Source organism: Roseovarius sp. BRH_c41 (assembly GCF_000961715.1).
Classification (GTDB): Bacteria; Pseudomonadota; Alphaproteobacteria; order Rhodobacterales; family Rhodobacteraceae; genus Roseovarius.
Map to the genome: position 1 here is coordinate 65198 of NZ_LADY01000061.1, position 22733 is coordinate 87930.

A 22733-nucleotide genomic window follows, 5' to 3' on the forward strand; every position below is an offset into this window, starting at 1 on the left:
TGATCTTTCGGCGGCAAACTGGCCGCTGTGGGCGGGGCTACCCCGTCACCGGTCAAACGCATCCCGACCGGCCGGGTTCTCCCCGTCCACACCAGCCGTCTTGCGGCTGCGCCGACAGCGTTTGCTGCAATGGCGCACCTCGTCCCAGACGCGCGCCCATTTGCGCCGCCATTCCATCGGCCGCCCACAGGTGGCGCAGGTCTTGACCGGCAGATCGGATTTTCGGCGCGCGCGCGGCATATCAGAGATCCAAACGCAATTGCGCCGTCGCCGCCTTGGGCTTGGCCCGCCTTGGGCGTTTGCGGCTGGCATGGCGGGTCACGATCCGCGCTGTCTCTGCATCGCCGCGGTGCGCCCGCCGACAGGCCCAGACCGCCTCGCGCGCCACCCGCGCCGCCTCGACCGGATCGACAATCGGCGCGGGGTATCCCCGCCCCAACAGCGCCTCCGCCTCTGACCACGCCCACGGGCGTTGCAGATACGCATCCGGCACATGTGCCAGTTCCGGTAGCCAACGGCGAGTGAATTCCCCGCTCGGGTCCTGATCCAGCCCCTGTTTCACCGGGTTGTAAATCCGGATCGTATTCATCCCCGTGGTGCCCGATTGCATCTGCACCTGTGGCCAGTGAATCCCCGGCTCGTAATCCGTAAAGGCTCGCGCCAGAACCGGCCCGGTGCTGCGCCAATCCAGCCACAGGTGATAGGACGCCACCGCCATCAGCATCGAACGCATGCGGAAATTGAGCCAGCCCGTCGCCCTCAGGGACCGCATGCAGGCATCGACAAAGGGCAGGCCCGTCTCCCCCTTCGACCATGCCGCCAACCGCACGGCATCGGCCACGCGCGGGCGCAGCCCTTCATAGGCCGGGTGCAGGCAGCGGCGCTCGATCTCCGGCTCATCTTCCAGCTTTTGCATGAAATGATCCCGCCATGCCAATCGCGCCTGAAACGACCGCATCGAGCGCGCCCAATCCGGCCCCCGCCCGGTGGGGGCCGCTGCCCCCGCCTGCACCGCCTCGCGCAGCGACAGCGTGCCAAAGGCCAGATGCGGGCTGATCCGCGAACAGGCCCGCGCGCCTTGCAGCGGCGAAGACATCGCCCGCTGATAGCTCTCGCCGCGTGTGCTCAGGAAGGAGGTAAGCGCCCGTACCCCGTCACCGCGCCCACCCTTTTGCCGCAGCGGGCAAGCCTCCATCAGCCCCAAAGCCTCGGGGCTTGGCAGGTCATCACTGGCCACCGCCGCCCCTCGGGCACCCTGCACCGCCCCTAGCACCGGCGCGCGCATGACCCTATCGCGCGCGCCCTGCCAGGCATCGCGACTGCTCAGCCGCCGCACCACGCCCGATTGCGGCATCTCGTGCCAGCGCACCCCCTGCCCCCGCGCCCACTCCGCCACCTGCCGGTCGCGCGCATAACTCCAGAGATTGCCGGTTTCCTCATGGCTCACCAGATGCGCCACGCCCTGATCGGCGCGCAGCGCCTCGAGCACCGTCACCGCATCGCCCACCCGCAAGACGAGCGACAGTCCCAGCGCCGCCAGATCCGAGCGCAGGCTCTCCAGACACTCGCAAATAAACGCATACTGCCGCTCTGAGGCATCGGGCTCTGCCCATGCCTCCGGCTCGACGATATAAAGCGGAATGATCGGCCCCAACCGCGCGGCATGGCTCAGCGCCGGATGATCCTGCACCCGCAAATCGCGCTTGAACCAGAGAATGACCGGGCGTTCCATGCCACACGAAATAGCGGTGGACCGCCCGAAGGAAAGCCCATTGCAGCCCCCTTGCCCAACGCCTACCTTCGCGCCAAAGCCAAAGGAGAGCGCCATGAAAGATGCAGCCCCGCAGCCCGTTTATCTCGAGGATTACACACCCCCTGCCTATCTGGTGGACGCGGTGCATCTGACCTTCAGGCTTGCGCCCAAAACCACCCGCGTCCTCAGCCGCATCGAATTTCGCCCCAATCCAGAGGCCACGTCGCGCGATTTTTTCCTGCATGGCGAGGCGCTTACCCTCATCTCCGCCCACATCAACGGGGCCGAAATCACACCAGAGCTGACAGCCCAAGGCCTCCGCGCCCAAGTGCCCGACGCGCCTTTCGTGTTTGAGGCGGAGGTCGAGATTGACCCAGAGGGCAACACCGCCCTCGAAGGGCTATACATGTCGAACGCCATGTATTGCACCCAATGCGAGGCCGAAGGCTTTCGCAAGATCACCTATTACCCCGACCGCCCCGATGTCATGAGCATCTTCACCGTGCGGATTGAGGGCGACGCGCCGGTCATGCTCTCCAACGGTAACCCGACCGACAGCGGCGCAGGCTGGGCCGAATGGCACGATCCATGGCCGAAACCGGCCTATCTCTTTGCGCTCGTCGCGGGCGATCTGGTGGCGCATCCCGATACCTTCACCACCCGCTCTGGCCGCGAGGTCGCGCTCAACATCTGGGTTCGACCGGGGGATGAGGACAAATGCGCCTTTGGCATGGAGGCGCTCAAGAAATCCATGGCTTGGGATGAAGAGGTCTACGGGCGCGAATATGACCTCGATCTCTTCAATATCGTCGCCGTGGACGATTTCAACATGGGCGCGATGGAGAACAAGGGTTTGAACATCTTCAACTCCTCGTGCGTCTTATCCACTGCAGAGACCGCCACAGATGCCAATTTCGAACGTATCGAGGCGATCGTCGCACATGAGTATTTCCACAACTGGACCGGCAACCGCATCACCTGCCGCGACTGGTTCCAGCTTTGCCTCAAAGAGGGGTTGACGGTCTATCGCGACAGTCAGTTCACCTCTGACCTGCGCTCCGCCCCAGTCAGACGCATCTCGGATGTGATCGCCCTGCGCGCCCGCCAGTTCCGCGAGGATAACGGTCCGCTGGCGCATCCTGTGCGCCCTGAAAGCTTCATTGAAATCAACAACTTCTACACCGCAACCGTCTATGAAAAAGGTGCCGAACTGATCGGTATGCTCAAACGCCTCGTGGGCGATGCGGCTTATAAAGAGGCGCTCGATCTCTACTTCACCCGCCATGACGGACAGGCCTGCACCATCGAGGACTGGTTGCAAGTCTTCGAGGATGTCACAGGCCGCGACCTGAGCCAATTCAAGCGCTGGTATTCCGAGGCGGGCACGCCGCGCCTGCGCGTTACCGAAGAGTTCAACAATGGCCGCTACACGCTTCATTTCGAACAGAAAACCCCGCCCACACCGGGACAGGAGGAAAAACACCCCCGCGTGATCCCGATTGCCGTGGGCCTGCTCGGCCCCAATGGCGACGAGGTGCAGGCAACCTGCGTGCTGGAAATGACGCAGCCCCGCCAGAGCTTCAGCTTCGATGGATTAGCATCGCGCCCGATCCCCTCGATCCTGCGCGATTTTTCCGCCCCGGTGATCCTCGAGCGCGAGAGCAGCAATCAAGAGCGCGCCTTTCTTCTGGCGCATGACACCGACCCGTTCAACAAATGGGAGGCGGGGCGCGCCCTGGCCCGCGCAGGCCTCATCGCCATGATCACCGAGGGTGCTGCCCCCGATCCTGCCTATCTCGATGCGATTGCCCGCGTGGCGCGCGACGACACACTCGATCCCGCCTTCCGCGCGCTGGCCCTCGGCCTGCCCTCCGAGGATGATCTTGCACAGGCGCTGTTTGACGCGGGGCACACGCCTGACCCGCAAGCGATCTGGCAGGCGATCGAGACCCTGCGCGACGCCCGCGCCGCAGCGCTCGAAAGCATCGCACAGGATCTCTACACCCGCCATCAGGTCACAGCCCCCTACCGGCCCGACCCCGATCAGGTCGGCGCGCGGGCGCTGGCCAATGCGGCGCTGGCGATGCTCAGCCGCCGCGATGGCGGGGCCCGCGCGCAGGCGCAATATGACGCCGCCGACAACATGACGCAGCAATTGGCGGCGTGGTCCTGCCTGTTGCAGGCGGGGGCCGGCGACCGCGCCACCGGGGCATTTTATACCCAGTGGAAACACGACCGGCTGGTGATCGACAAATGGTTCAGCCTGCAGATCATGCAGGCCGCACCAGAGCACGCGGCAGAGGTGGCCGAGCGGTTGACGCGCCATCCCGATTTCACGCTGCGCAACCCAAACCGTTTCCGCGCCACGCTTGGCGCGCTCAGCAGTTCGCCCGCAGGCTTTCACCACGCCTCGGGACGCGGCTATCGCCTGCTGGCGGATATGCTCATCCGGCTCGATCCACTCAACCCTCAGACCACGGCGCGGATGTGCTCGGCCTTCGAGACATGGCGCCGCTACGATCCGGTGCGTCAGGGCATGATCGCGGCAGAACTCGACCGCATCCTCGCCACCCCGGATCTCAGCCGCGACACGACCGAGATGGTCGGGCGAATACGGGGGGATTGAGAGGCGGCATTGCCCCCGCGTCTTGTTCGGCGCGGGGCGCTGAGCCTCAAGCCACCGCGCGCCCTAATCCTCGACCTGCGCCACCCGTACCGGCCGCGCCCTTGGCCGTACCGAGGACAGCGGCTTGCAATAGGTCTGCGCCCGCGTCCAGCGCTGCATATCCTCACGCATGTTCACATTGCTCAGCGGTCCCCAATCGGCCGCCACCCCGCGCCGCCCCTCAGAGACGACACCGTCGCGCAGCACCGTATGCGCCATGATCCGGATCGCACAGCTTAGGTTGTCTGGCCCGTTGCGTAATGCCTCGCCACTGCCGGCCCGGCATTTATAGCCCCGCGCCGTCGCGGGCAGGATCTGCAACAGCCCGTGCCACCGCCCACCGCCTCCGACAGCTTTGGGATTATAGGTGCTTTCATACTTGGCGAGCGTTGACAGAAAGCCCACCCAAAAGGCGCGGCGGCGGGTCTCGCCGCCCGTGGCATAGGCGGGGCACCAACTGGCAATATCGCGCGGCACAGTCCGTACCAGCGGGGCGCCATGCGCCTTCAGCGCCGAGAGCGCGCTGCGCGTCAAGAGCGGCGCGTCGCTGCGATGCTCCCAGCGCGTGCGCGGAATATTGCCATCGCGGACAGGCGGAGCGAGCGGAACAAACCCGGAAACTCCCTCCTGAGCGACGCTCGGAAGAGAGAAAAACACAATGAAAACAATCGTCATAATTCTCTTCATCCGGCAATTTTGGCGCAAAGCGGATGACATGGCAATGTCCCCGTGCCGCTCGCTCATATTCCCTGCCTTCACCCAAGCATTGCCCTTTTTTGGTCGAAATCGAGAGGCAGATTCAGGGATAACATGCGAACCGGAGTCATCATGCCGTTTGAACCCATTGCCAAGCCAGAACCAAGCGAGCCCGCCCCGCGCAAGCGGCGGTCACAGGCAGCAGGACGCTGGCCGGATCTCTTGGGACTTTTGCGGCGCAAACCCGAGACAGACCTCGACAGCTTGTCCAAACGAATCCTGCTTCCCTCCCTGCCGGTGACGGATGAGGAAATGGCCCGCGCCATGCATCAGGACCGGGGGCAAAAGCTCGCCCGTCAAGAAATGTGGCCGGAACTGGCGCAGGTGATCGAATATACCGATGCCGCGCGGCTGCGCACCCCCGGCGGCGAAAACGCGACAACGCTTCTGGCCGTGGGCGCGCGCGCCGATGTGGTGTCCGCCGCCGAGGACGCGCTGCATGATGGGTCAGAACCGGACCCCTTCGGCATCGACGCGCTCGAAGAAATGCAGTCAGACTGTTCCGACAGCTACCCCTGTGCCCTGATCGTGGCGCTGGCGCATATCGACATCGGCTGGGCGTGGCGCGCCACCGCGACCGACCGCACCCGCGCGGCGCATGAATTGCGCTTTCTCGAACATTTCAAACGCGCCGAGGATATGCTTGCGCCCTTCGACGGGGTTGATCTCGATGCGCCCTCCTTGGCCGCCGCGCAATGCGCGCTTCTGGCGGCGCGGCGACAGCCCCGGATGCGCGTGGCGGACGATTACGAGCGTCTGATCGACCTTGATCCCGACAGCCCGCGCCACATGCGCGCCCTTGGCGAGGCGCTCTTGCCCGCGCGCTATGGCAGTTACGAGATGCTCGATCTCGAAGCGCGGCGCACGGCCTCACGCACCGGTGAGATTTGGGGCGCTGGGGCCTATGCGTGGGTCTATCTCGACGCTCTGGCGCTAGATCCCGATGCGATGGCCCGCTTGGACGCGGATTTCTTTGTGGACGGGCTGCGCGACATCGTGGCGCGGCGTCGCGATCAGCATGTGATCAACCAACTTTCGGCCTTTTGCGGCATCGTCATGGCCCCCAAGACCGGCAAACAGCGCGTCTCAGCCCCACAAGAGGCCGCGCGCCGCCGTATTCACGACTGTCTGGATTGGCTTCTGGAGAACCATTTGCAGGAATTGCATCCGCTCATCTGGTCGCAAACCCTGCTCAGCCCCGGCCTGACACCGTCGCTGCCCTCGCGCCGCGCGCTGGTTCTCAAGGGCCGTCAAACCGCTCTGCGCATCATCGCCCAATGCTTTGAAGAGGACATCGCGGACGGCAGTTCCATCGCCTTTTCCAGCTCCGGCATGTACCGCTTGCCCGCACTCTGAGAGCAGACGCGCTCAGAAATGCGCCTTTGGCTCATCCGGTTTGCCCGCCGCGATGGCCAGAATCCCGGCCAAGCCGGTAAAGCCCAGCGGGAACATGGTAAAGACGTTGAAGCCAAAGGCGTAATACATCAGCCCCGCCGACACGAGCAGCAACAGCCCACCCCATAGCGCACGCATCTTGGCCATCGCCCCCCCGGCAATCGCCAAAAGTGGCGCCAGAAAGCTCGCGGTGCGGATCAGCGCCGGATCATGCACCTGATAGAACAATCCGTCCACCTCGCCGACCCGGTTGATCACCTCGGTATAGCCATAGCTGAAAAACCCGACCAGCACCGCCAGACAGCCGCCGATTACCCCCAACACCATTGCCGCACTGCGCATTCACCCGCCTCCTTAACCTCGCCCCGATATAGGCGGTCACGCCGCCTTAACCAAGGAGCGCCTTCTGTGTCTCCTTGCTCCAGCCCAGATAGAGCGTGCCGTCATCGTCAATCAACGGGCGTTTCATCAACGCCGGATACTCGGCCAAGACTGTGAGAGTATCGCGCGCCCGCTCGTCTTCGCTCAGCCCCCGCCACGTCGTTGACTGACGATTCACCAGCGCATCCCCGAACTGCGCCAGTGCCGCCTCTGCCACATCCTTGGGCAAGCCTTGCGCCCGGACATCGTGAAACGTCACGTTTTCAAGCGCTTTCAATGCCTTGCGGCAGGTATCACAGGTTTTCAATCCGTAGAGGATCATCGCACAGTCCTTCATTTTTGCGTCATTATCGGTCAAAACCCCGCCCGTTATGGAGTTTTGCTTGATTTTTACAATGGCGATGCAATCATCGTCCTCGTAACGATGGGCATTCAGATTCCGCCTTTGCAACGCTTGGCCGGTCCCTGAGGGTCCGGAGTCACATGGCCCGGCATATTCCCGGGGAAGCGACGCAAAAGGAGAAGCGGAATGCCAACCGGCACCGTGAAATGGTTTAACACCACCAAAGGTTATGGATTCATCGCCCCTGATGGCGGCGGCAAGGATGTGTTTGTGCATATCTCTGCGGTCGAACGTTCGGGGCTGACAGGGCTCGCAGACAATCAAAAGGTCGGTTTCGAGCTTCAGGAAGGGCGCGACGGGCGGCAAATGGCATCTGATCTGCGGCTGCTTTAACGCATGTGACATCCTTTTGCAGTCCGGTGGGGTACCGTGCCAGCGGTCCCAAACCCGATGCAGCCAGAACGGTCAAGAAAACAAAACAGGGCGCGCCGAGGCCCGCCCTGTTTGGTGACTTTTTCTGCCACGGGCCTTTCAGGCCTCAGTAACAGCCCTTTGCCCCTTCTGGGCAATTGAGATGCGACGTGGCGCTATAGGTTTGATGCCGGACCTTGGTCACAGGATGGCGCAGCGCCTGTTGATAGCTCTGCGTCTGATTGGGTTGACCGCAACAGATCACGCCGCTGATCGTTACCGGCTGCAATCCGGCAGGGCAATAATTGGCTTGGGACTCATAGGCATAGACCTTGGCACTCTGCGCCATGGCCGGCGCGGCCAGTCCCGCAAGCGTCAGAGCTGAGATGATGGATTTCGTGGAATTACGCATCGTAACCTCTTGGGCAAACCGTGGAACATACTCCGGCAACCGTATGGGATAACCGTCTTCTGTCAATTTCTTTCCCGGCAAAAGAGGCGATTCAGTGTGATTTTAGCCCTCTGTTGCGGGCTTCGGTGCCCCGGCACCCGGTCCGGTCTGCGTGAACGTCACGACAAAATGCCCAACATCCCCTTCGACATGCACCACTTGGCGCGGCAGACGGATCACCGGCGCGGCCTTGGCATAGGCCGCCTGCCAGACCCGCTCGGTCAGCACGCAGCCCGCTTCTTTCCCTGCGTAATCAAGCGCGGGCGGCACCTCGCGCATGAATACCAGCCCACGCACCAGCGCATGATTTCCCAGATAGACCGCGCCCGAGCCCATGACATCGACGGCCTTGCCCTTGGTCAGCACCGATTGCTGATGGCTCTGCGCCCAGACACCGCAGACCAGCACGCGGCCCTGATGCTCTCGCAGATCCGCCGCCACACTCAGCCCACCACCGGAATCGTAATGGCCCCCAGAGACCACCGGATCAGCGCCCAGCCGCGCCACCATCTGCGGACCCACCGCCGTGCACCCGGCCAGCGCCACAGCTCCAAGGATCAAACTCTTGCGCATCATCTCAGACCCTCCCGTCAGGCGGTTGATATTCGTGCTTCAACATAGCGACACGGCCCGCGATTGCCAGCTATGCGGCTTCAGGCCCGCGCGGCAACAGCAGCAATTTCCTTGAGCATCTCAGGATACCACCGCTCCAGCGTCGGCAAAAACGCTTCGTGCAATCGCGCCACCTGCGCCGGCGTCAAATCCTCGCGCCAGACCCCGGCCTGCCCTTTGGCAAAGAACGCGGTCATGCCCTTGGGCTTTTCCGCGAATCCCAGCGTCTCTTCCTGCCGCTTCATCGCCTCGAAACTCGTGGCCTTGATGGCGCGCGCCAGCTTGGGACCGTCCACCTTGACCCTGAGGAATTTCTCCAGCAGGCCGCGCATCGCCTTACCGGGATTGTGCAGCATATCCTCGTATCGCACCACATGGATCGGCAAGCCCGGCGCATTGGTCCAGACGCGGATATGATCGTCCCAACGGCCAAGCAGGTCGATGATGCCATTCGGTGTGCCGGTGATCGTGTCGGCGTTGCACATCCGTTCAATCGCCAGATCCAGATCGCAATTCTGATGCCGGGCAAAGGACGGGGCCAGATCGAACGGGTTGCGGATGATATAGATCGCGGCGGCGGTCAATTCGGGCGGGATCACATCCTGATCGAAAATCCGAACCGTCTGGCAATGGGTCTTGACGAAATGATGGTCCGGTTTTGAGCCCGCAATCAGGCGCAGCGCGCGGCCCCGCACCCGCATCCAGTCTTCTACCCCCTGCCCTCGAAACGGTCCGCCATTGGCCGCGTCAAAGAAATCCTGCCGCGTGTCGCCAGTCGTAAACTGTCTCAAGTTGTTGATATCCGGCGCTTTTCCTGCGGGCATGAAATACTGCGCCAAGAGGCTACGCATCCATGTATTGCCCGACTTGGGATAGCTCGCCAGCCAGATGATCCGCCGCAAATCGTTCATTCCAGATACCCGTATCGCTTCATCGTCTGCCCCATCTTGGTGCGGATCATCTCCGCCAGCGCCGGGTCGAGATCGGTTTTCCACTGATCCTTCTGCCCCTTGCCAAAGAATTTCGCGCTCTGTTCGGGCCGCTCGATGAACCCCTGTTCGTCTTCCTGCCGCGACAACTCGTCAAAGCTGGAGAACCGGATCGCCCGTTGCAGGCGCTCCTTGTCCACCGGCACGCACACCAGATCCAGCACCTTGGCGAACTGCGTCTCGGGATCGTCCAACAGATCCTCGTAGCGCACAAGCAGGCGCTTCCACGGGGCATAGGCCATCCAACTCTTGACATGCAACTCCCACGAACTGAGGTATTGCGCCACGGATGTCTCTGTCGGCAGATTGCCATTGTCGGGATGGCAAATCTTATGGGCCGCGTCCTCCTGCGTGATGCCGTAATGGCGCGCATAGGACAGCACCATATCCAGCGGATTGCGGATGATATAAATCGCAGAGCGTGTGTAGCGGTCGGGGATCAGGTCGATCTTCTCCGGAGCCACCCGCGCGTTATGCGTTTTAACGAAATTGACATCGGCATTGTTGGCGACGATGGCGCGCAGGACCGGATCACGCAGACGCAAACACAGCGCCAGATCCTGCGGGTCAATCTCGCGCCCGGCAACCCGGTTGTACATCTTGACGACGGCGTCGCCCACGGCAAAGCGGTGCGCCTGATTGATCGGCACCGGCTCTTGCGCGTTCATAAGATAATTGGCGAGGAACAGCCGCGTCCACGTATTCCCGGACTTCGGATAAGAGGCCAGCCAAATGATGCTTCGCTTCATGCCCCGTCGGCCTCCGCAGTTTGCTCACATATGCGGCACACATAGAAAAGGCGGGGGGAAAAGTCACCCCCCGCCCCTTGTCTTGTTACCGGTCGATTAGAACGACAGGTTGATCGAGGTGCCGATGAGGGTACCTTCGGTCGTGGTGTTGGCGTTACCAAAGGTGCCGCCGACGTCTGCGTTCACAGTACCTTCAACATAGGCTGCGTACACGGCCCAGGTCACGCCAGCGCCAAGCGAACGGCTGCCGACCAGCTGGTAGGCTTCGTATTCGGCAGCGTCGCCGGAACCGGCGCCAACGCCATTGTACTCACCCTGGTAGGTGTCGAAACCAACCGACCACGGGCCAGCGATGTCATAGGTCACACCAAGGCTCCAGCCTTCGGAGTCGAATGCACGGATGCCACCGTTGTCGTTCTCGGTGTAACCACCGCCGATGACAAAGCCGCTGAAGCCAACGCTTGCGCCAACGCCCCAAACTTCGGGATCACTGGTGCCAGCAATGTTGGACTCTGCAGTACCCCAACGAGCCGACAGGTCGAGGTCAACGCCGCTGAACGACTGGCTGTATGCGATACCGATGTCGAAAATGTCGGTCACGCCGGCATTACGGTTCACACCAAAGTTGTTACCAGCGTTTGCACCGGTACCTGCAACGTTCGACGCAGCAGCGTAGGACACGCCGAGGGTCAGACCGTTGAAGGAAGGCGTGTAGTAGGTGATGCGCGGAACGTCGTTGTTTGCCAGAACTTCAGCATAGGACGAAATGCCCGCGTCACGAAACAGCCACGGCAGGTTGCCGCCGGCGCCGTTCGAGATCGGAACAAAGCCCGAGATCGACGGAGAGTTGATGCCGATGCCGCCTTTGACCTGCGGCGCAGCCACAGTCATCTTGTAACCAGCCGAGTTCTCGTTGCCGAGGTCGATTTTGCCGAGCGCGTCGCCCGAGATCGAGAGGTAGGTTTCGTCGATGCCGGTCGCGCCGCCACCGTTGTTGGTGCCTTCCATCTGGATGTCGACGCCGAAGGTCAGGCCGTTGTCCAGAGTAACCGAGGGCTTGAAGTGGATTTCGGTGTTCGCATACACGTCAACGCCGTCAAAGTCTGCGCCAGCATGGGCAGGGGTATCGGAGTCAACAGTTACATAACCAACGTGCGAGTTGTAGAACCCGCCCCATTTCATGTTCCATTCTTGTGCCGATGCAGGTGCGGCGAATGCTACGCCAAGAGCAATCGCGCTGGTGCTCAGAAGTTGCTTTTTCAAGGGTGTCCCTCCTCAGAAGCAGGTTAATCAGATCCGCCGCACCAGTCATTGGAAACGGCTTGTGCTATGAAATGCGCCATTCGCCCCCAAACTGTCAACGCAACCCCCCTGCTCTTGCCGCATCCCGCCCGGATTGTGACGCAGAAACCACACCACAGTTCCAGCGCCCTTTCAAACAAGGGGCTTCGCTCATCCCTGGTCCTCACTCAGGACTTTTTTTGCGGCCCGGAAACATTCAAGCGCCTGCGGCACCCCGCAGTAAATTCCCACGACATGAATGATTGCACGGATTTCCTCGGGCGTAACCCCGTTGTTGATCGCACCCCGACAATGCAATTCCCACTCGTGCATTTTGCCCAGCGCGCCCAGCATGGCCAGATTCATCATGCTGCGGGTCTTGGGGGGAATCACCTCGTCACCCCAGCCAAATCCCCAGCACCAGGCGGTCATCGCCTCTTGAAACGGACGGGTAAAGTCATCCGCCGCCTCCAGACTGCGCGCTACATACTCCGCCCCCAGCGTCGATTTGCGCTGCTCCAGCCCCCTGAGAAAGAGATCCTCGTCGAAAATGCTCATCACCTGCTCCTTTTGATGCCTGACGTAACGCATCATCGCAGGGCTGCGCGATAGGACAAGCTCCAGACATGCAAAACGCGCGGGGAATGACCCCCGCGCGCCTCAGTCAATCCAGATCCGGATTTAGAAGGTCAGGTTGATCGACGTGCCGATCAGAGTGCCTTCAACCTCGGTGTTGGCTGTTCCCGGTGCAAAGGTGCCGCCGGCGTTGCCGTTGACAGAGCCTTCGGCATAGACGGCATAGATCGCCCAGCTCACGCCCTCGCCAAGTTCACGGCTGCCGATGATCTGATAGGCTTCGAATTCGGCCTTGTCGCCAGAGGCCGCACCGGTGCCGCTGTATTCACCCTGATAGGTGTCGATCCCGAATTTCCAGGGACCGGCCAGGTCATAGGTGACGCCCAGCGCCCAGCCCTCTTCATCCGGCAAAAGCCCGCCGTTGTCATTCTCCGAGTAGGAGCCACCAAAGGCAAAGCCGTTGAAGCCGACGGTTGCACCGACACCCCAAGTCTCGGGATCATCGGTGCCTGCAAGGCCGGTGTTGTTCTCGGCAGTGCCCCAGCGCGCCGCGGCATCCAGATCGAAACCGCCGAATGACCCGCTATAGGCCACTGCGACGTCAAAGATGTCGGTCACGCCCGCGTTGCGGTTCACACCAAAGTTGTTGCCTGCGTTGGCACCGGTGCCGACAATGTTATCCGAAGCCGCATAGGAGATACCCAGCGTCAGACCGTTGAAGGACGGGGTGTAGTAGCTGATCCGCGCCACGTCGTTGTTGCCCAGAACCTCGGTGTAGGCCGAGATGGCCGACTGACGAAAGTTCCACGGCAGGTTGCCACCGGCGCTGACCGAAATCGGAATGAAACCCGAGATCGATGGCGAGTTGATCCAGATGCTGCCGTCGATCTGCGGCGCCGACACCATCATCTTGTAACCAGCCGAGTTCTCGTTGCCGAGGTCGATCTTGCCGAATGCGTCGCTCGAAATCGTCATGTAGGTTTCGTCGATGCCGGTCGCGCCGCCACCGTTGTTGGTGCCTTCCATCTGCACGTTGACGCCAAAGGTCATGCCGTTGTCGAGCGTCACCGAGGGGGTGAATTCGATTTCGGTTTCGCTGTAGACATCAACGCCGTCGAAATCAGCGCCAAGATGCGCGGCTGTGTTCGTATCGACCGTGGCATATGCCACATGGCTCGAGAAATAGCCGCCCCATTTCATATCCCATTCCTGGGCCGATGCGGGGGCGACCATGACGACGCCGAGGGCGATCGCGCTGGTGCTCGTGAGTAGGTGTTTCAAGGAAGTCCCTCCAGAAATATTCTGATACGTGCCGTCGCGAAAATTCGCGACCGGCTGATAATCACCATGACGCTCACGAACGGTTCACAGTCAAAACACCGATTAGTGAATGTCACGAATCTGTTGCATATGATGCAGGGCCGACACACTCCTGCCTTCCAGCCGCCCACAACGCTCGCAAAACAGGCAAAGCCTGTCTCAGCCGCCCTAGCGACCGGCCCGCGCCTGCCAGTCCTCAACCCGGTCCACCACCTGCCGATACCAGAGATTCGCGGCCCGCAGGAAATGTGGCCGCTCGCCCGGATGCAGCCAGCTCCGGCTGAGCGGCGTGGCGCTATAGGCCGTGGCCCCCCGGGCATCGCCAATCGCCTGATAGGCGGCTTTCGATCCCAACCAGGGCGCCATCACCGTCCCTGACCCCGAAAAGCCCATCGCGTAATGCACGCCCTCATCCTGCCCCACATGCGGCATATGCGAAAAGCTATAGCCGGTGAAGCCCTGCCACGAATGGCTGAGCTTGACGCCCGCCAGATCGGGCCAGATTCCCACCATGACCTTATAGAGCTGCGCCGCAGCCGCCTCCGGCCCCATCTCCGCCATCGAGGCGCGCCCGCCAAAGAGCACACGGCGGCCATCCGGCGAAATGCGGAAATAGCTGTGCCGTGCCCGCGTCTCGACCATCATCCGCCGCCCCGGCGCGATATGGCCGATCAGGTTCGACGGCAAGTCTTCGGTCGCGATGATATAAGACGGCAGCGGAAACACCCGCGCCATATGCCAGCGAAACGGGCGGCGCGTGTAGCCGTTCGTGGTCAAAACCACCTTGGCCGCGCGGATCACCCCCTTGGCGGTCTGCACCCGGTATCCTGCACCCTCGGCCTCGCGCGCGGTCACCGCCGCATGGGATACCACCGGCACGCCCCGCCCCCGCACCGCCCGCAACAGGCCCTGATGGAACTTGGCCGGGTGAATCGCACCATGCTCCGAGAACAACAGCCCGCCGTGATATTTCTCGGTCGTGATCTCCTGCCCCAGATCAGCGCGCTCAATGATCCGCACGTTCACTTCTGATTTCTCGGTAACGACCTGTGCCATCCGCCGCTGATTGGCGAAATGCGCGGGTGTGTAGGCCAGTTGCACCCGCCCGGTGTTCTGGAAATCGCACTCGATCCCCTCGCGCGCGATCAGATCCTTAGCCCAGTCGAGCGCCGGCTTCGCCTCGGCAAAGAGCGCATCCGCCACCCTGGCCCCGAACTTCGCCTCCAACTCGGACCAGCCCAGACGGGGATGCGCCCCGAACATGCCGCCGTTGCGGGTGGACGCCCCATGCCCCGGCTCCGCAGCATCGACCACAACAACCCGCGCGCCGCCATCATGCGCCGCCAGCGCCGCCGACAACCCGGCATAGCCCGCCCCGATCACCAGCACGTCACAGGTGTCGGGCAGGTCCTCCCCCGCCTCGGGCGCACTCAGCGCCGACCACCAGTAAGGGATGCCAAGATCGGCCTCCCGCGCCCATTCGATCCGCATGATCTTCTCCTGATCTCACGCCCGATTGGGCGCGTCTGAATTGCGTCCACAACCCGCGTACAAAACGTACGTCATGTACATTCAGAATCGCAGCGAAAGACAAGACATCCCGCCATCCAGCTTGGCACATTCGATATTGTCGATCTCCACGACCTCATAGCCATGCCCCACCAGCATCTCTGCCGTGCGCGGAAAACCGGCGGCCATGATCACCAGATTATTGAAGCGAATACAATTACTTGCGGCCTCCTCGCCGTCAGGAACAAGCAGCACCTCGTAGCCTTCAAAGCAGCCCGACGCCGATAGTCTGCGCGTGCTCAGGATCGTCTCGGGCCCGATCAGGCCGCAATCGGTCTTGAAATGCAAAACCCCCGCAGAGGTCTCAACCAACCTCAGAGTATATCCATATTCACTAACAATATCAGAGAGTTGGGCCACTCCTTCACGATTGGTCCGGGCTGACAGCCCCACCAGAATCTCACGCCCCGTCACCAGAATATCGCCCCCCTCAATGGTCCCCGGCGCGGCAATTTCTGCGATCCTGTCCCCATAAAACGCCGCAATCGCCGGGCGCATCTCGGCCACTTCGCCCATCCGCGTTGGCGCTCCGGGGCGCATGGTGATGGCCAACTCCGGCAGGCAAAGCATTGTATCTTCTACGAAAACTGCGTCCGGATAGTCCTCGAGCGGGGGCAGTTCCGCTACCTCCGCCCCGGTGCTGCGCAGGGTCGCGACATAGGCGGCATGCGCCTCCAGCATCCGCGTGAGATCCGGCGTGCCGATATCCTCGGCCCGCAATCCGCCCACAATGCTCTTGCCCGGCTTGCGGGTGATCGCCCGGCGGAATTCGTAGCTGGAATTCATCATCTAACCCTCTGATTATGTTTGATTTCAGGCGATCTTGACACGCCGTGCATTGGCATGTGCCACGATCCGGTCAATCGCTTGGGCAAAGGGCGCGTCGTCCACCGTCAGCGCCAAGCGCACCCATGTCTCCAGCGTCTTGCCAAAGGACGCGCCGGGCATCACTGCTACGCCGGTTTTCTCCAAAAGATCAAAGGCATAGCTCTCGCCGTCCATCCCCGTCGCGGCAATATCCACCATGGCGAACATTCCCGCTTCGGGCCGATGCGCAACCAACGCCGTCTCCCGCTCCAACCGCGTGGCCAAAAGATCGGCCCGCGCCGCGAACCTCTGCCGCATACCTGCTGCCACATCCGAACCCTCGCGCACCGCCTGTTCCGTCATATCCGCGATAAACGGTTGATTTCCAAAGAGCATTGTCTCGGACAACGCCAAAAGATTGGCCGAAAACTCCAACGACCCGACACACCAGCCACTGCGAAATCCCGGCGCGGCGTGGCTCTTGGAGATCGACGACACCGCCACCACCCGCTCCGCCAAACCCGGCTCGGACAGGGGCGAGACAAACTCGGATCCCTCGAACACCAGATCCTCATAGACCTCATCCGAAATGATCCAGAGGTCATGCTCAATCGCCAACTGCCCCAAGGCGGCAATATCCGCGCGGGTCAGAATCGCCCCCGTGGGATTATGCGGCGTGGTCAATAAAATCGCGCGTGTTCTAGGGGTTATCAGGGGTGCTATATCCGCCGCCGCCATCCGAAAGCCATTCTCAGGCCGCAGTGGAACCGGCACCATCGTCGCCCCCGTGGCGCGGATCACCCCTTCATAGGTGGCATACATCGGATCGCCGACCAGCACCTCCGCGCCCGCCTCCGCCACCGCCATCATCACGGCGAAAAGTGCTGTTTGTGTGCCCGGAAAACACATCACCTGATCGGGATGAAACGCACGGCCTCTGTTTTTGCTGTATTTTTCCGCCAGAGCCGCCCGCAACCCCGGCTCGCCGCGCCCGTCCGAATAGCCCGTGCGCCCCGCCTTCATCGCAGCATAGGCCGCGTCCTTGAGGTGCTCCGGCGTCGGCACATCCGGCTCTCCGATGGTCAAGCGGATCACGTCGCGACCTGCGCGCGCCATCTCCTTGGCCCGCGCATGAACCTTCCACTTGGCCCCGCCAAGCCCAGCAAGTCGTTCATTTATAGAGGAAAATCTCATGTCTTCGCCGCCTCTTCCAAATCCAGTTGCAAAATCGCCCCCACCGCCGTGAGGGCAATCCCTGTCAGTTCGTCCGGCCCAAACGCTTCGGGCAGCGCGCCACCCTCGAGCCAGAGCCCATCAATCACCGCGTTGCAGGCAATCGCCAGCCGCCGCGCCTGCCCCGCATCCGGCGCGCGCCCCGCTTCCTCCAGCGCCGCCACGATCAACCGCTCCAGCCGGTCGCGGAAATCGTGATACGTCTGCGCATGCACCGCGCGCATCCGCGCATCCTGCCGCACATGGTTGAGAAACCCGGCCCAGAGCCCGACCGAGGCCGCATCAACCACCGGCGGCGTCACCGAGGCCACCACCAGCGCCGCCAGCCGTCCGAGGGCCGTGTCCCGCTCTACAACCCCGGCAAAGGTCTGCTCTGTCAGCCCCGCCATATGCGCCAGATAGGCCTCCTGCACCAGCTCATCCTTGGTGGAAAAGTAATGCCGGATAAGACCTTGGGTCACATCCGCCCGCTCCGCGATGGCGCGCACCGTGGCCCCGCGCACGCCCTGTTCGGCGATCAGATCGAGCGTCGCCATGACCAGCGCCTGACGCCGGCTGTCGGCCCCTTCGCGCCTGAATTTGCGGCGTTCTCCGGTCATGAGCGCCTCCAACCTGCGCAGGTTCAATTATACGCTTGCATAATTACAACTCTTCCGCCTTACTACAAGCCGAAAGTGACCCTGCCGGAGACATGCCCTTGACCGCAGCGCCCCGACCGTCCGACGCGCCCGACCCGGTGTCGCCCGCGATCCTTGTCGAAAACCTGCACAAGTCATTCGGGCCGCTCGAAGTGCTCAAGGGCGTGTCGCTCACCGCACAAAAGGGCGATGTGGTGGCGATCATCGGCGGGTCCGGGTCGGGGAAATCGACCATGCTGCGCTGTATCAACTTTCTCGAAACGCCCAGCTCTGGCCGGATCGTGGTCAATGGCGAGGAAATCGCCATGCGCGCAGACGGAAGCCCCGCCGACCGCCGCCAGATCGAACGCATCCGCACCCGGCTTGGCATGGTATTTCAGGCCTTCAACCTCTGGACCCATCGCACCCTCTTGGAAAACGTGATCGAGGTGCCAATGCATGTCCTGAAAACCCCGAAAAATCAAGCGATTGAGCGGGCGCGTGCGCTGCTTGACCGTGTAGGCCTTGGCGACAAGGCCGATACTTTTCCCGCCTTTCTGTCCGGTGGCCAGCAACAGCGCGCGGCCATTGCGCGGGCCCTCGCCGTCGATCCCGCCGTGATGCTCTTTGACGAACCCACCAGCGCCCTTGACCCCGAGCTTGTGGGCGAGGTGCTGAGCGTGATCCGCGATCTTGCCGCCGAGGGGCGCACCATGCTGATCGTCACGCATGAGATGAAATTCGCCCGTGAGGTGGCCAATCATGTGGTCTATCTCTATCAAGGGCGGATCGAGGAAGAAGGCCCCCCCGAGCGCGTCTTTGGCGCGCCACAATCGGCCCGCCTCAAGCAATTTCTGCAAACCGTCGGATAAGGCGGGGCAGATCAACCAGAACCAACAAGGGAGACTAACATGACACTGAAAACCATCCTCGCCGCCGCCACATTGGCAGCCCTCGGCACCGGGCTTGCCGCGCAAGAGGTCAAGATCGGCATCGCCGCCGAACCCTATCCGCCCTTTGCCTCGCTCGATTCCTCTGGAACCTGGGTCGGCTGGGAGGTCGAGGTGATCGACGCCGTGTGCAAGGCAGCCGACCTCAATTGCGTGATCACCCCGGTGGCTTGGGACGGGATCATCCCCTCGCTCACGGGCGGGCAGATCGATGCCATCATGGCCTCGATGTCGATCACCGAGGAACGGATGAAAACCATTGACTTTTCAGACGCTTACTACAACACGCCGACCGTGGTCGTGGCTGGAAAGGCGATTGAAATGGACGCCAGCCCCGAGAGCCTGAACGGCAAGATCCTCGGCGTGCAGGCCTCGACCATCCATCAGGCCTATGCGCAGGAATATTTCAAGGACGCCGCCGAAATCCGCATCTATCAGACGCAGGACGAGGCCAATCAGGATCTGGTCTCTGGCCGGATCGACGCCACGCAGGCCGACAGCATCGCCATGGCCGATTTCGTTGCCACCGAGGCGGGGGCCTGCTGCGAGATCAAGGGCAATGTCGCCGATGATCCGGCTATTCTGGGCCTTGGCGTGGGCGCGGGCGTGCGCAAGGGGGACGACGCGCTGCGCGAGGCGCTGAATAAGGGCATCGCCACCATTCTGACCGACGGCACCCATGAGGCGATCACCGCGCGCTACTTCAAAGCCAGCATCTACTAAGCCCTTTGGAGGCGCTGCTTGACACATTGGGGCTGGCGGATGCCGCCAGCCTGCTCGCGCTCGAGCCTCCGGGCTGGGGTGCCAACCTCTTGCGCGGGCTGGCGAATTCGCTCCAGATCGCGCTTGGGGCCTTTGGTTTTGGCCTCGTGATCGGACTGGGCGGCGCCTATGGCAAGCTCTACGGCGGGCCGCTCTTGCGCGATCTTTTGGCGGTTTATACCACCGTCATTCGCGCCGTGCCGGAACTGGTGCTGATCCTGATACTCTATTACGTCGGATCGGATCTGATCAATCAGGCGGCTATCGCCATGGGTTATGGCCGTGTGGAAATCAGCGGAGTTGTTGCGGGCATCTGGGTCTTGGGCGTGGTGCAGGGTGCCTATGCCACGGAGGTGTTGCGCGGGGCCATTCAGGCGATCCCACCCGGACAGCTTGAGGCCGCGCGTGCCTTTGGCATGCCGCCGCTGATGACGCTGCGACGCGTAACAATCCCCGCAATGATGGGCTTTGCCACGCCGGGGCTTGCCAATCTTTGGTTGATCGCCACCAAAGACACGGCCCTCTTGGCCATCGTAGGCTTTAGCGAGTTGACACTGGAAACCCGGCAGGCAGCGGGCAGCACGCGGGCCTATTTCACCTTTTTCCTCGCGGCGGGCGCGCTTTACCTGATCGTCACGCTGTTTTCCGGCGTGATCTTTGCCCGGATCGAGAAATGGGCGCGGCGCGGCCAGCCGTCGCTTAGGGAGGGCGGACAATGAGTGACTTGCGCGCGCTTCTGATCCCACGCCGCCTGTTTCTCATGGCGCTTTTCGCCGGGTTCGTGCTCTGGTGCGCCCTGTCCATGCGGTGGGACTGGCTGCCGCAATACCTGCCTCTGGCGCTTGAGGGGCTGTGGCGCACGATCTGGATCTTGGTGGTGACGGTCGTGCTGGGTTTCACGCTCGCGGTGCCGCTTGGTCTCGCACAGGCGGCGGGGCCTTGGTATCTGGCCGCGCCTGCGCGCATTTTCTGCACCATCATTCGCGGCACGCCGCTCCTCTTGCAAATCTGGCTGCTCTATTACGGCCTAGGCTCTCTCTTCCCGCAATACCCGTGGATTCGCGGCTCTGAGCTTTGGCCCTATTTGCGGCAGGCCTGGCCCTATGCGGTGCTGGCGCTCACCCTCTCCTATGCGGGATACGAGGGCGAGGTGATGCGCGGCGGCTTTGCCAGCGTGCAAAAGGGCCAGCTTGAGGCGGCGCGCGCCTTTGGCATGCCGCGCTTCACGATATTCCGCCGCATCTGGCTCCCGCAGGCCATTCGCAACGTGCTGCCCACGCTCGGCGGCGAGACCATCCTGCAACTCAAGGCAACACCGCTGGTGGCAACCATCACCGTGATCGAGATTTATTCAGTCTCCAACCGCGTGCGCGCCGACACGTTCATTGTCTATGAGCCGCTTTTGTTGCTGGCCCTCGTCTACATGATCATCGCGGGCCTGATCGCCCTGATGTTCCGCTGGGTCGAAAACCGCGTGCCAACCCGCAGACAGCAGGGCTAATAAACCTGCGCGGCATCGCCCCATCGTGATGTGACGGAGCGGGTAAAACGTGGTAGGATGGCGCACGGCAACGCGACGGCGCGACGCCCCACTCTCGGCTTCCGCGCCATAAATGGGAGGCCATCATGACCAAGACCATCGGCAATCCGCTGACGTGGTTGGCGGGGACAACAGCGAGTGCAAGTCGTAGCGCCTCAGACGCCGCCGACGCGCTCGGCAGTGAAATCACCACACCGCCCGAAGTGCGCCAGCTTGACATGGACGACGTGAGAACCGCGCTTCGCAAGGGGCTCGCAGATTTCACCGCCTTTCGCAGCGACGTTTTCTTCCTCATCGCCATTTACCCGGTGATCGGCATCACGCTCGCGCTCTTGGCCTTCAACTCGGCGCGACTACCGATGCTGTTCCCATTGGCCGCAGGGTTCACCCTGCTTGGTCCGGTCGCCGCCGCGGGCCTCTACGAGATGAGCCGACAGCGTGAAACAGGACAAGACCCGAATTGGGCCGAGGCCCTGCATGCGTTGCGTGCCCATGTCTTGGGGCCGGTTCTGGTTCTGGCGCTCTATCTGATGGGGATTTTCGCGGTCTGGATGTTTGCCGCGACCTATATTTACAACATCACGCTCGGACCGCTTCCGCCCTTATCGGTCACCGGTTTCCTGAGCGATGTCCTGACAACGACTGCCGGCTGGCAGATGATCCTGCTCGGGATGGGAACGGGCTTCGTCTTTGCCGCACTGGTTCTGGTCATCAGTCTGGTGTCTTTTCCAATGCTGATCGACCGACGCGCAGGCATTCCGGTTGCGGTGATGACCTCCGTTGCCGTTGCGCGGCGCAATCCCCGCATCGTTGCGACATGGGGCCTGATCGTCGCGGTGAGCATGACGATTGGCATGCTGCCTGCGTTCCTCGGGTTGGTGATCGTGCTGCCGGTTCTTGGACATGCGACCTGGCATCTCTACCGCGCTGCCGTACCAAAGGAGGGATAGAGCGGTCAGCCTGCCTCAGCCAGCCGTGCCACATAGCGGGCCAATGTGTCGATCTCGAGATTTATCATATCCCCCAAGGCCACATTCCCCCAGGTGGTTACAGCCTTGGTATGCGGGATGAAGTTGATCCCGAAATCGCGGCCCTCTACCTCGTTGACTGTAAGCGAGGTGCCATTCAGCGCCACCGACCCCTTTGGCGCGATGAACCGCGCAAGGGCATCGGGCGCGCGCAGGATGACGCGGGTGCTGTCGCCCTCGTCGCGCAATCCCACCACCTCGGCCAGCCCATCGACATGGCCCGACACGATATGCCCGCCCAATTCATCGCCTACCCTTAACGCGCGTTCCAGATTGACCCTGCGCCCTGCATCCCAGCCTGACAGATTGGTCTTGGACAGGGTTTCAGCAGAGATATCAACGTCAAACCAATCGGACCCAAGAGCTACGACCGTCAAACAAACGCCGTCGCAGGCAATGGACGCGCCGATGTCGATCCGGCCCGTGTCATAGCCGGTGCCGATCCGCGCGCGCAGGTCGCCACGATGCTCGACCGCTTGAATGCGCCCCACATCGGTGATGATACCCGTGAACATGGCCGCTCTCCTCTTGCTCTCTCCCCGCCC

General features: G+C 62.2%; 25 protein-coding genes. 8 read left to right on the forward strand and 17 right to left on the reverse strand.

The features are described from left to right. Window positions 1-45: 45 nt before the first annotated feature. On the reverse strand, window positions 46-240 hold the full coding sequence (locus VR71_RS19445; protein ID WP_045682093.1) for a DUF2256 domain-containing protein: 195 nt from the start codon (window positions 238-240) through the stop codon (window positions 46-48). A 1-nt stretch (window position 241) separates the two neighbouring features. Beyond that, on the reverse strand, window positions 242-1828 hold the full coding sequence (locus VR71_RS19450; RefSeq protein WP_296429959.1) for an FAD-binding domain-containing protein: 1587 nt from the start codon (window positions 1826-1828) through the stop codon (window positions 242-244). Between VR71_RS19450 and pepN the strand changes: the two genes are divergently transcribed. Further along, complete coding sequence (pepN, locus tag VR71_RS19455) at window positions 1827-4379, forward strand: aminopeptidase N (protein WP_045682095.1); 2553 nt, start codon at window positions 1827-1829, stop codon at window positions 4377-4379. The two genes, VR71_RS19450 and pepN, sit on opposite strands and share 2 nt — an antisense overlap. A 63-nt stretch (window positions 4380-4442) precedes the next feature. On the opposite strand, the gene VR71_RS19460 is transcribed toward pepN, so the two are convergent. After that, window positions 4443-5093, reverse strand: coding sequence for a transglycosylase SLT domain-containing protein (locus VR71_RS19460; protein WP_045682097.1), 651 nt, complete (start codon window positions 5091-5093; stop codon window positions 4443-4445). Window positions 5094-5246: 153 nt separating this feature from the next. Here VR71_RS19460 and VR71_RS19465 point away from each other — a divergent pair, with 153 nt between their 5' ends. Beyond that, entirely contained in the window at window positions 5247-6530 is a 1284-nt protein-coding gene (locus tag VR71_RS19465; RefSeq protein WP_296429961.1) for a hypothetical protein, read from the forward strand. Window positions 6531-6542: 12 nt separating this feature from the next. On the opposite strand, the gene VR71_RS19470 is transcribed toward VR71_RS19465, so the two are convergent. Continuing rightward, a complete protein-coding gene (locus VR71_RS19470) occupies window positions 6543-6911 on the reverse strand; it encodes a hypothetical protein (protein WP_009815608.1) in 369 nt (122 codons plus the stop codon). A gap of 46 nt (window positions 6912-6957) precedes the next feature. After that, window positions 6958-7272, reverse strand: coding sequence for an arsenate reductase family protein (locus tag VR71_RS19475; RefSeq protein ID WP_040650810.1), 315 nt, complete (start codon window positions 7270-7272; stop codon window positions 6958-6960). A gap of 207 nt (window positions 7273-7479) precedes the next feature. On the opposite strand from VR71_RS19475, the gene VR71_RS19480 reads away from it, so the two are divergent. After that, entirely contained in the window at window positions 7480-7686 is a 207-nt protein-coding gene (locus tag VR71_RS19480; protein ID WP_008280689.1) for a cold-shock protein, read from the forward strand. Between the two features lie 145 nt (window positions 7687-7831). On the opposite strand, the gene VR71_RS19485 is transcribed toward VR71_RS19480, so the two are convergent. The 11 genes from VR71_RS19485 to VR71_RS19535 all read right to left on the reverse strand — a co-directional run bounded on the left by VR71_RS19485 (window position 7832) and on the right by VR71_RS19535 (window position 17890). After that, window positions 7832-8116, reverse strand: coding sequence for a hypothetical protein (locus VR71_RS19485; RefSeq protein ID WP_009815611.1), 285 nt, complete (start codon window positions 8114-8116; stop codon window positions 7832-7834). 102 nt (window positions 8117-8218) lie between these two features. Then, on the reverse strand, window positions 8219-8731 hold the full coding sequence (locus VR71_RS19490) for a hypothetical protein (RefSeq protein WP_045682102.1): 513 nt from the start codon (window positions 8729-8731) through the stop codon (window positions 8219-8221). Window positions 8732-8808: 77 nt separating this feature from the next. Next, window positions 8809-9678, reverse strand: coding sequence for a sulfotransferase domain-containing protein (locus VR71_RS19495; protein ID WP_045682104.1), 870 nt, complete (start codon window positions 9676-9678; stop codon window positions 8809-8811). Then, window positions 9675-10505 (reverse strand): sulfotransferase domain-containing protein, encoded by an 831-nt coding sequence (locus tag VR71_RS19500; protein ID WP_045682105.1) that lies wholly within the window; start codon window positions 10503-10505, stop codon window positions 9675-9677. Before VR71_RS19500 ends, VR71_RS19495 begins: the two co-directional genes overlap by 4 nt. Window positions 10506-10601: 96 nt before the next feature. After that, window positions 10602-11768, reverse strand: coding sequence for a porin (locus VR71_RS19505; RefSeq protein WP_296429965.1), 1167 nt, complete (start codon window positions 11766-11768; stop codon window positions 10602-10604). 189 nt (window positions 11769-11957) lie between these two features. After that, window positions 11958-12344, reverse strand: a complete 387-nt coding sequence (locus tag VR71_RS19510; RefSeq protein WP_045682109.1) for a carboxymuconolactone decarboxylase family protein — start codon at window positions 12342-12344, stop codon at window positions 11958-11960. Window positions 12345-12467: 123 nt separating this feature from the next. After that, window positions 12468-13643: a porin gene (locus tag VR71_RS19515; protein ID WP_009815617.1), complete on the reverse strand. Its 1176-nt coding sequence runs from the start codon at window positions 13641-13643 to the stop codon at window positions 12468-12470. Between the two features lie 207 nt (window positions 13644-13850). Beyond that, a complete protein-coding gene (locus tag VR71_RS19520; RefSeq protein WP_045682111.1) occupies window positions 13851-15173 on the reverse strand; it encodes an FAD-binding oxidoreductase in 1323 nt (440 codons plus the stop codon). Between the two features lie 81 nt (window positions 15174-15254). Next, window positions 15255-16040 carry a dimethylarginine dimethylaminohydrolase family protein gene (locus VR71_RS19525; RefSeq protein WP_045682113.1) on the reverse strand — a complete coding sequence of 262 codons (786 nt, stop codon included), beginning with the start codon at window positions 16038-16040 and terminating at the stop codon, window positions 15255-15257. Window positions 16041-16064: 24 nt separating this feature from the next. After that, a complete protein-coding gene (locus VR71_RS19530) occupies window positions 16065-17252 on the reverse strand; it encodes a pyridoxal phosphate-dependent aminotransferase (protein WP_045682115.1) in 1188 nt (395 codons plus the stop codon). Next, the gene (locus VR71_RS19535; protein ID WP_045682193.1) at window positions 17249-17890 is read right to left on the reverse strand and encodes a TetR family transcriptional regulator C-terminal domain-containing protein; all 642 of its coding nucleotides are present in this window, start codon (window positions 17888-17890) and stop codon (window positions 17249-17251) included. Before VR71_RS19535 ends, VR71_RS19530 begins: the two co-directional genes overlap by 4 nt. Before the next feature lie 92 nt (window positions 17891-17982). On the opposite strand from VR71_RS19535, the gene VR71_RS19540 reads away from it, so the two are divergent. The 5 genes from VR71_RS19540 to VR71_RS19560 all read left to right on the forward strand — a co-directional run bounded on the left by VR71_RS19540 (window position 17983) and on the right by VR71_RS19560 (window position 22110). Continuing rightward, window positions 17983-18780, forward strand: a complete 798-nt coding sequence (locus tag VR71_RS19540; RefSeq protein WP_009815622.1) for an ABC transporter ATP-binding protein — start codon at window positions 17983-17985, stop codon at window positions 18778-18780. 39 nt (window positions 18781-18819) lie between these two features. Then, the gene (locus VR71_RS19545) at window positions 18820-19581 is read left to right on the forward strand and encodes a transporter substrate-binding domain-containing protein (RefSeq protein WP_045682116.1); all 762 of its coding nucleotides are present in this window, start codon (window positions 18820-18822) and stop codon (window positions 19579-19581) included. A 5-nt stretch (window positions 19582-19586) separates the two neighbouring features. Then, the gene (locus VR71_RS19550) at window positions 19587-20339 is read left to right on the forward strand and encodes an ABC transporter permease (RefSeq protein WP_045682119.1); all 753 of its coding nucleotides are present in this window, start codon (window positions 19587-19589) and stop codon (window positions 20337-20339) included. After that, entirely contained in the window at window positions 20336-21121 is a 786-nt protein-coding gene (locus tag VR71_RS19555) for an ABC transporter permease (protein WP_009815625.1), read from the forward strand. The genes VR71_RS19550 and VR71_RS19555 overlap by 4 nt, the downstream gene beginning before the upstream one ends. A 125-nt stretch (window positions 21122-21246) precedes the next feature. Continuing rightward, on the forward strand, window positions 21247-22110 hold the full coding sequence (locus VR71_RS19560) for a DUF2189 domain-containing protein (protein WP_045682121.1): 864 nt from the start codon (window positions 21247-21249) through the stop codon (window positions 22108-22110). A 5-nt stretch (window positions 22111-22115) separates the two neighbouring features. Here the strand turns inward: VR71_RS19560 and VR71_RS19565 are convergent, their stop codons facing one another. Then, window positions 22116-22703 (reverse strand): riboflavin synthase, encoded by a 588-nt coding sequence (locus tag VR71_RS19565; RefSeq protein WP_045682123.1) that lies wholly within the window; start codon window positions 22701-22703, stop codon window positions 22116-22118. Window positions 22704-22733: the final 30 nt, after the last annotated feature.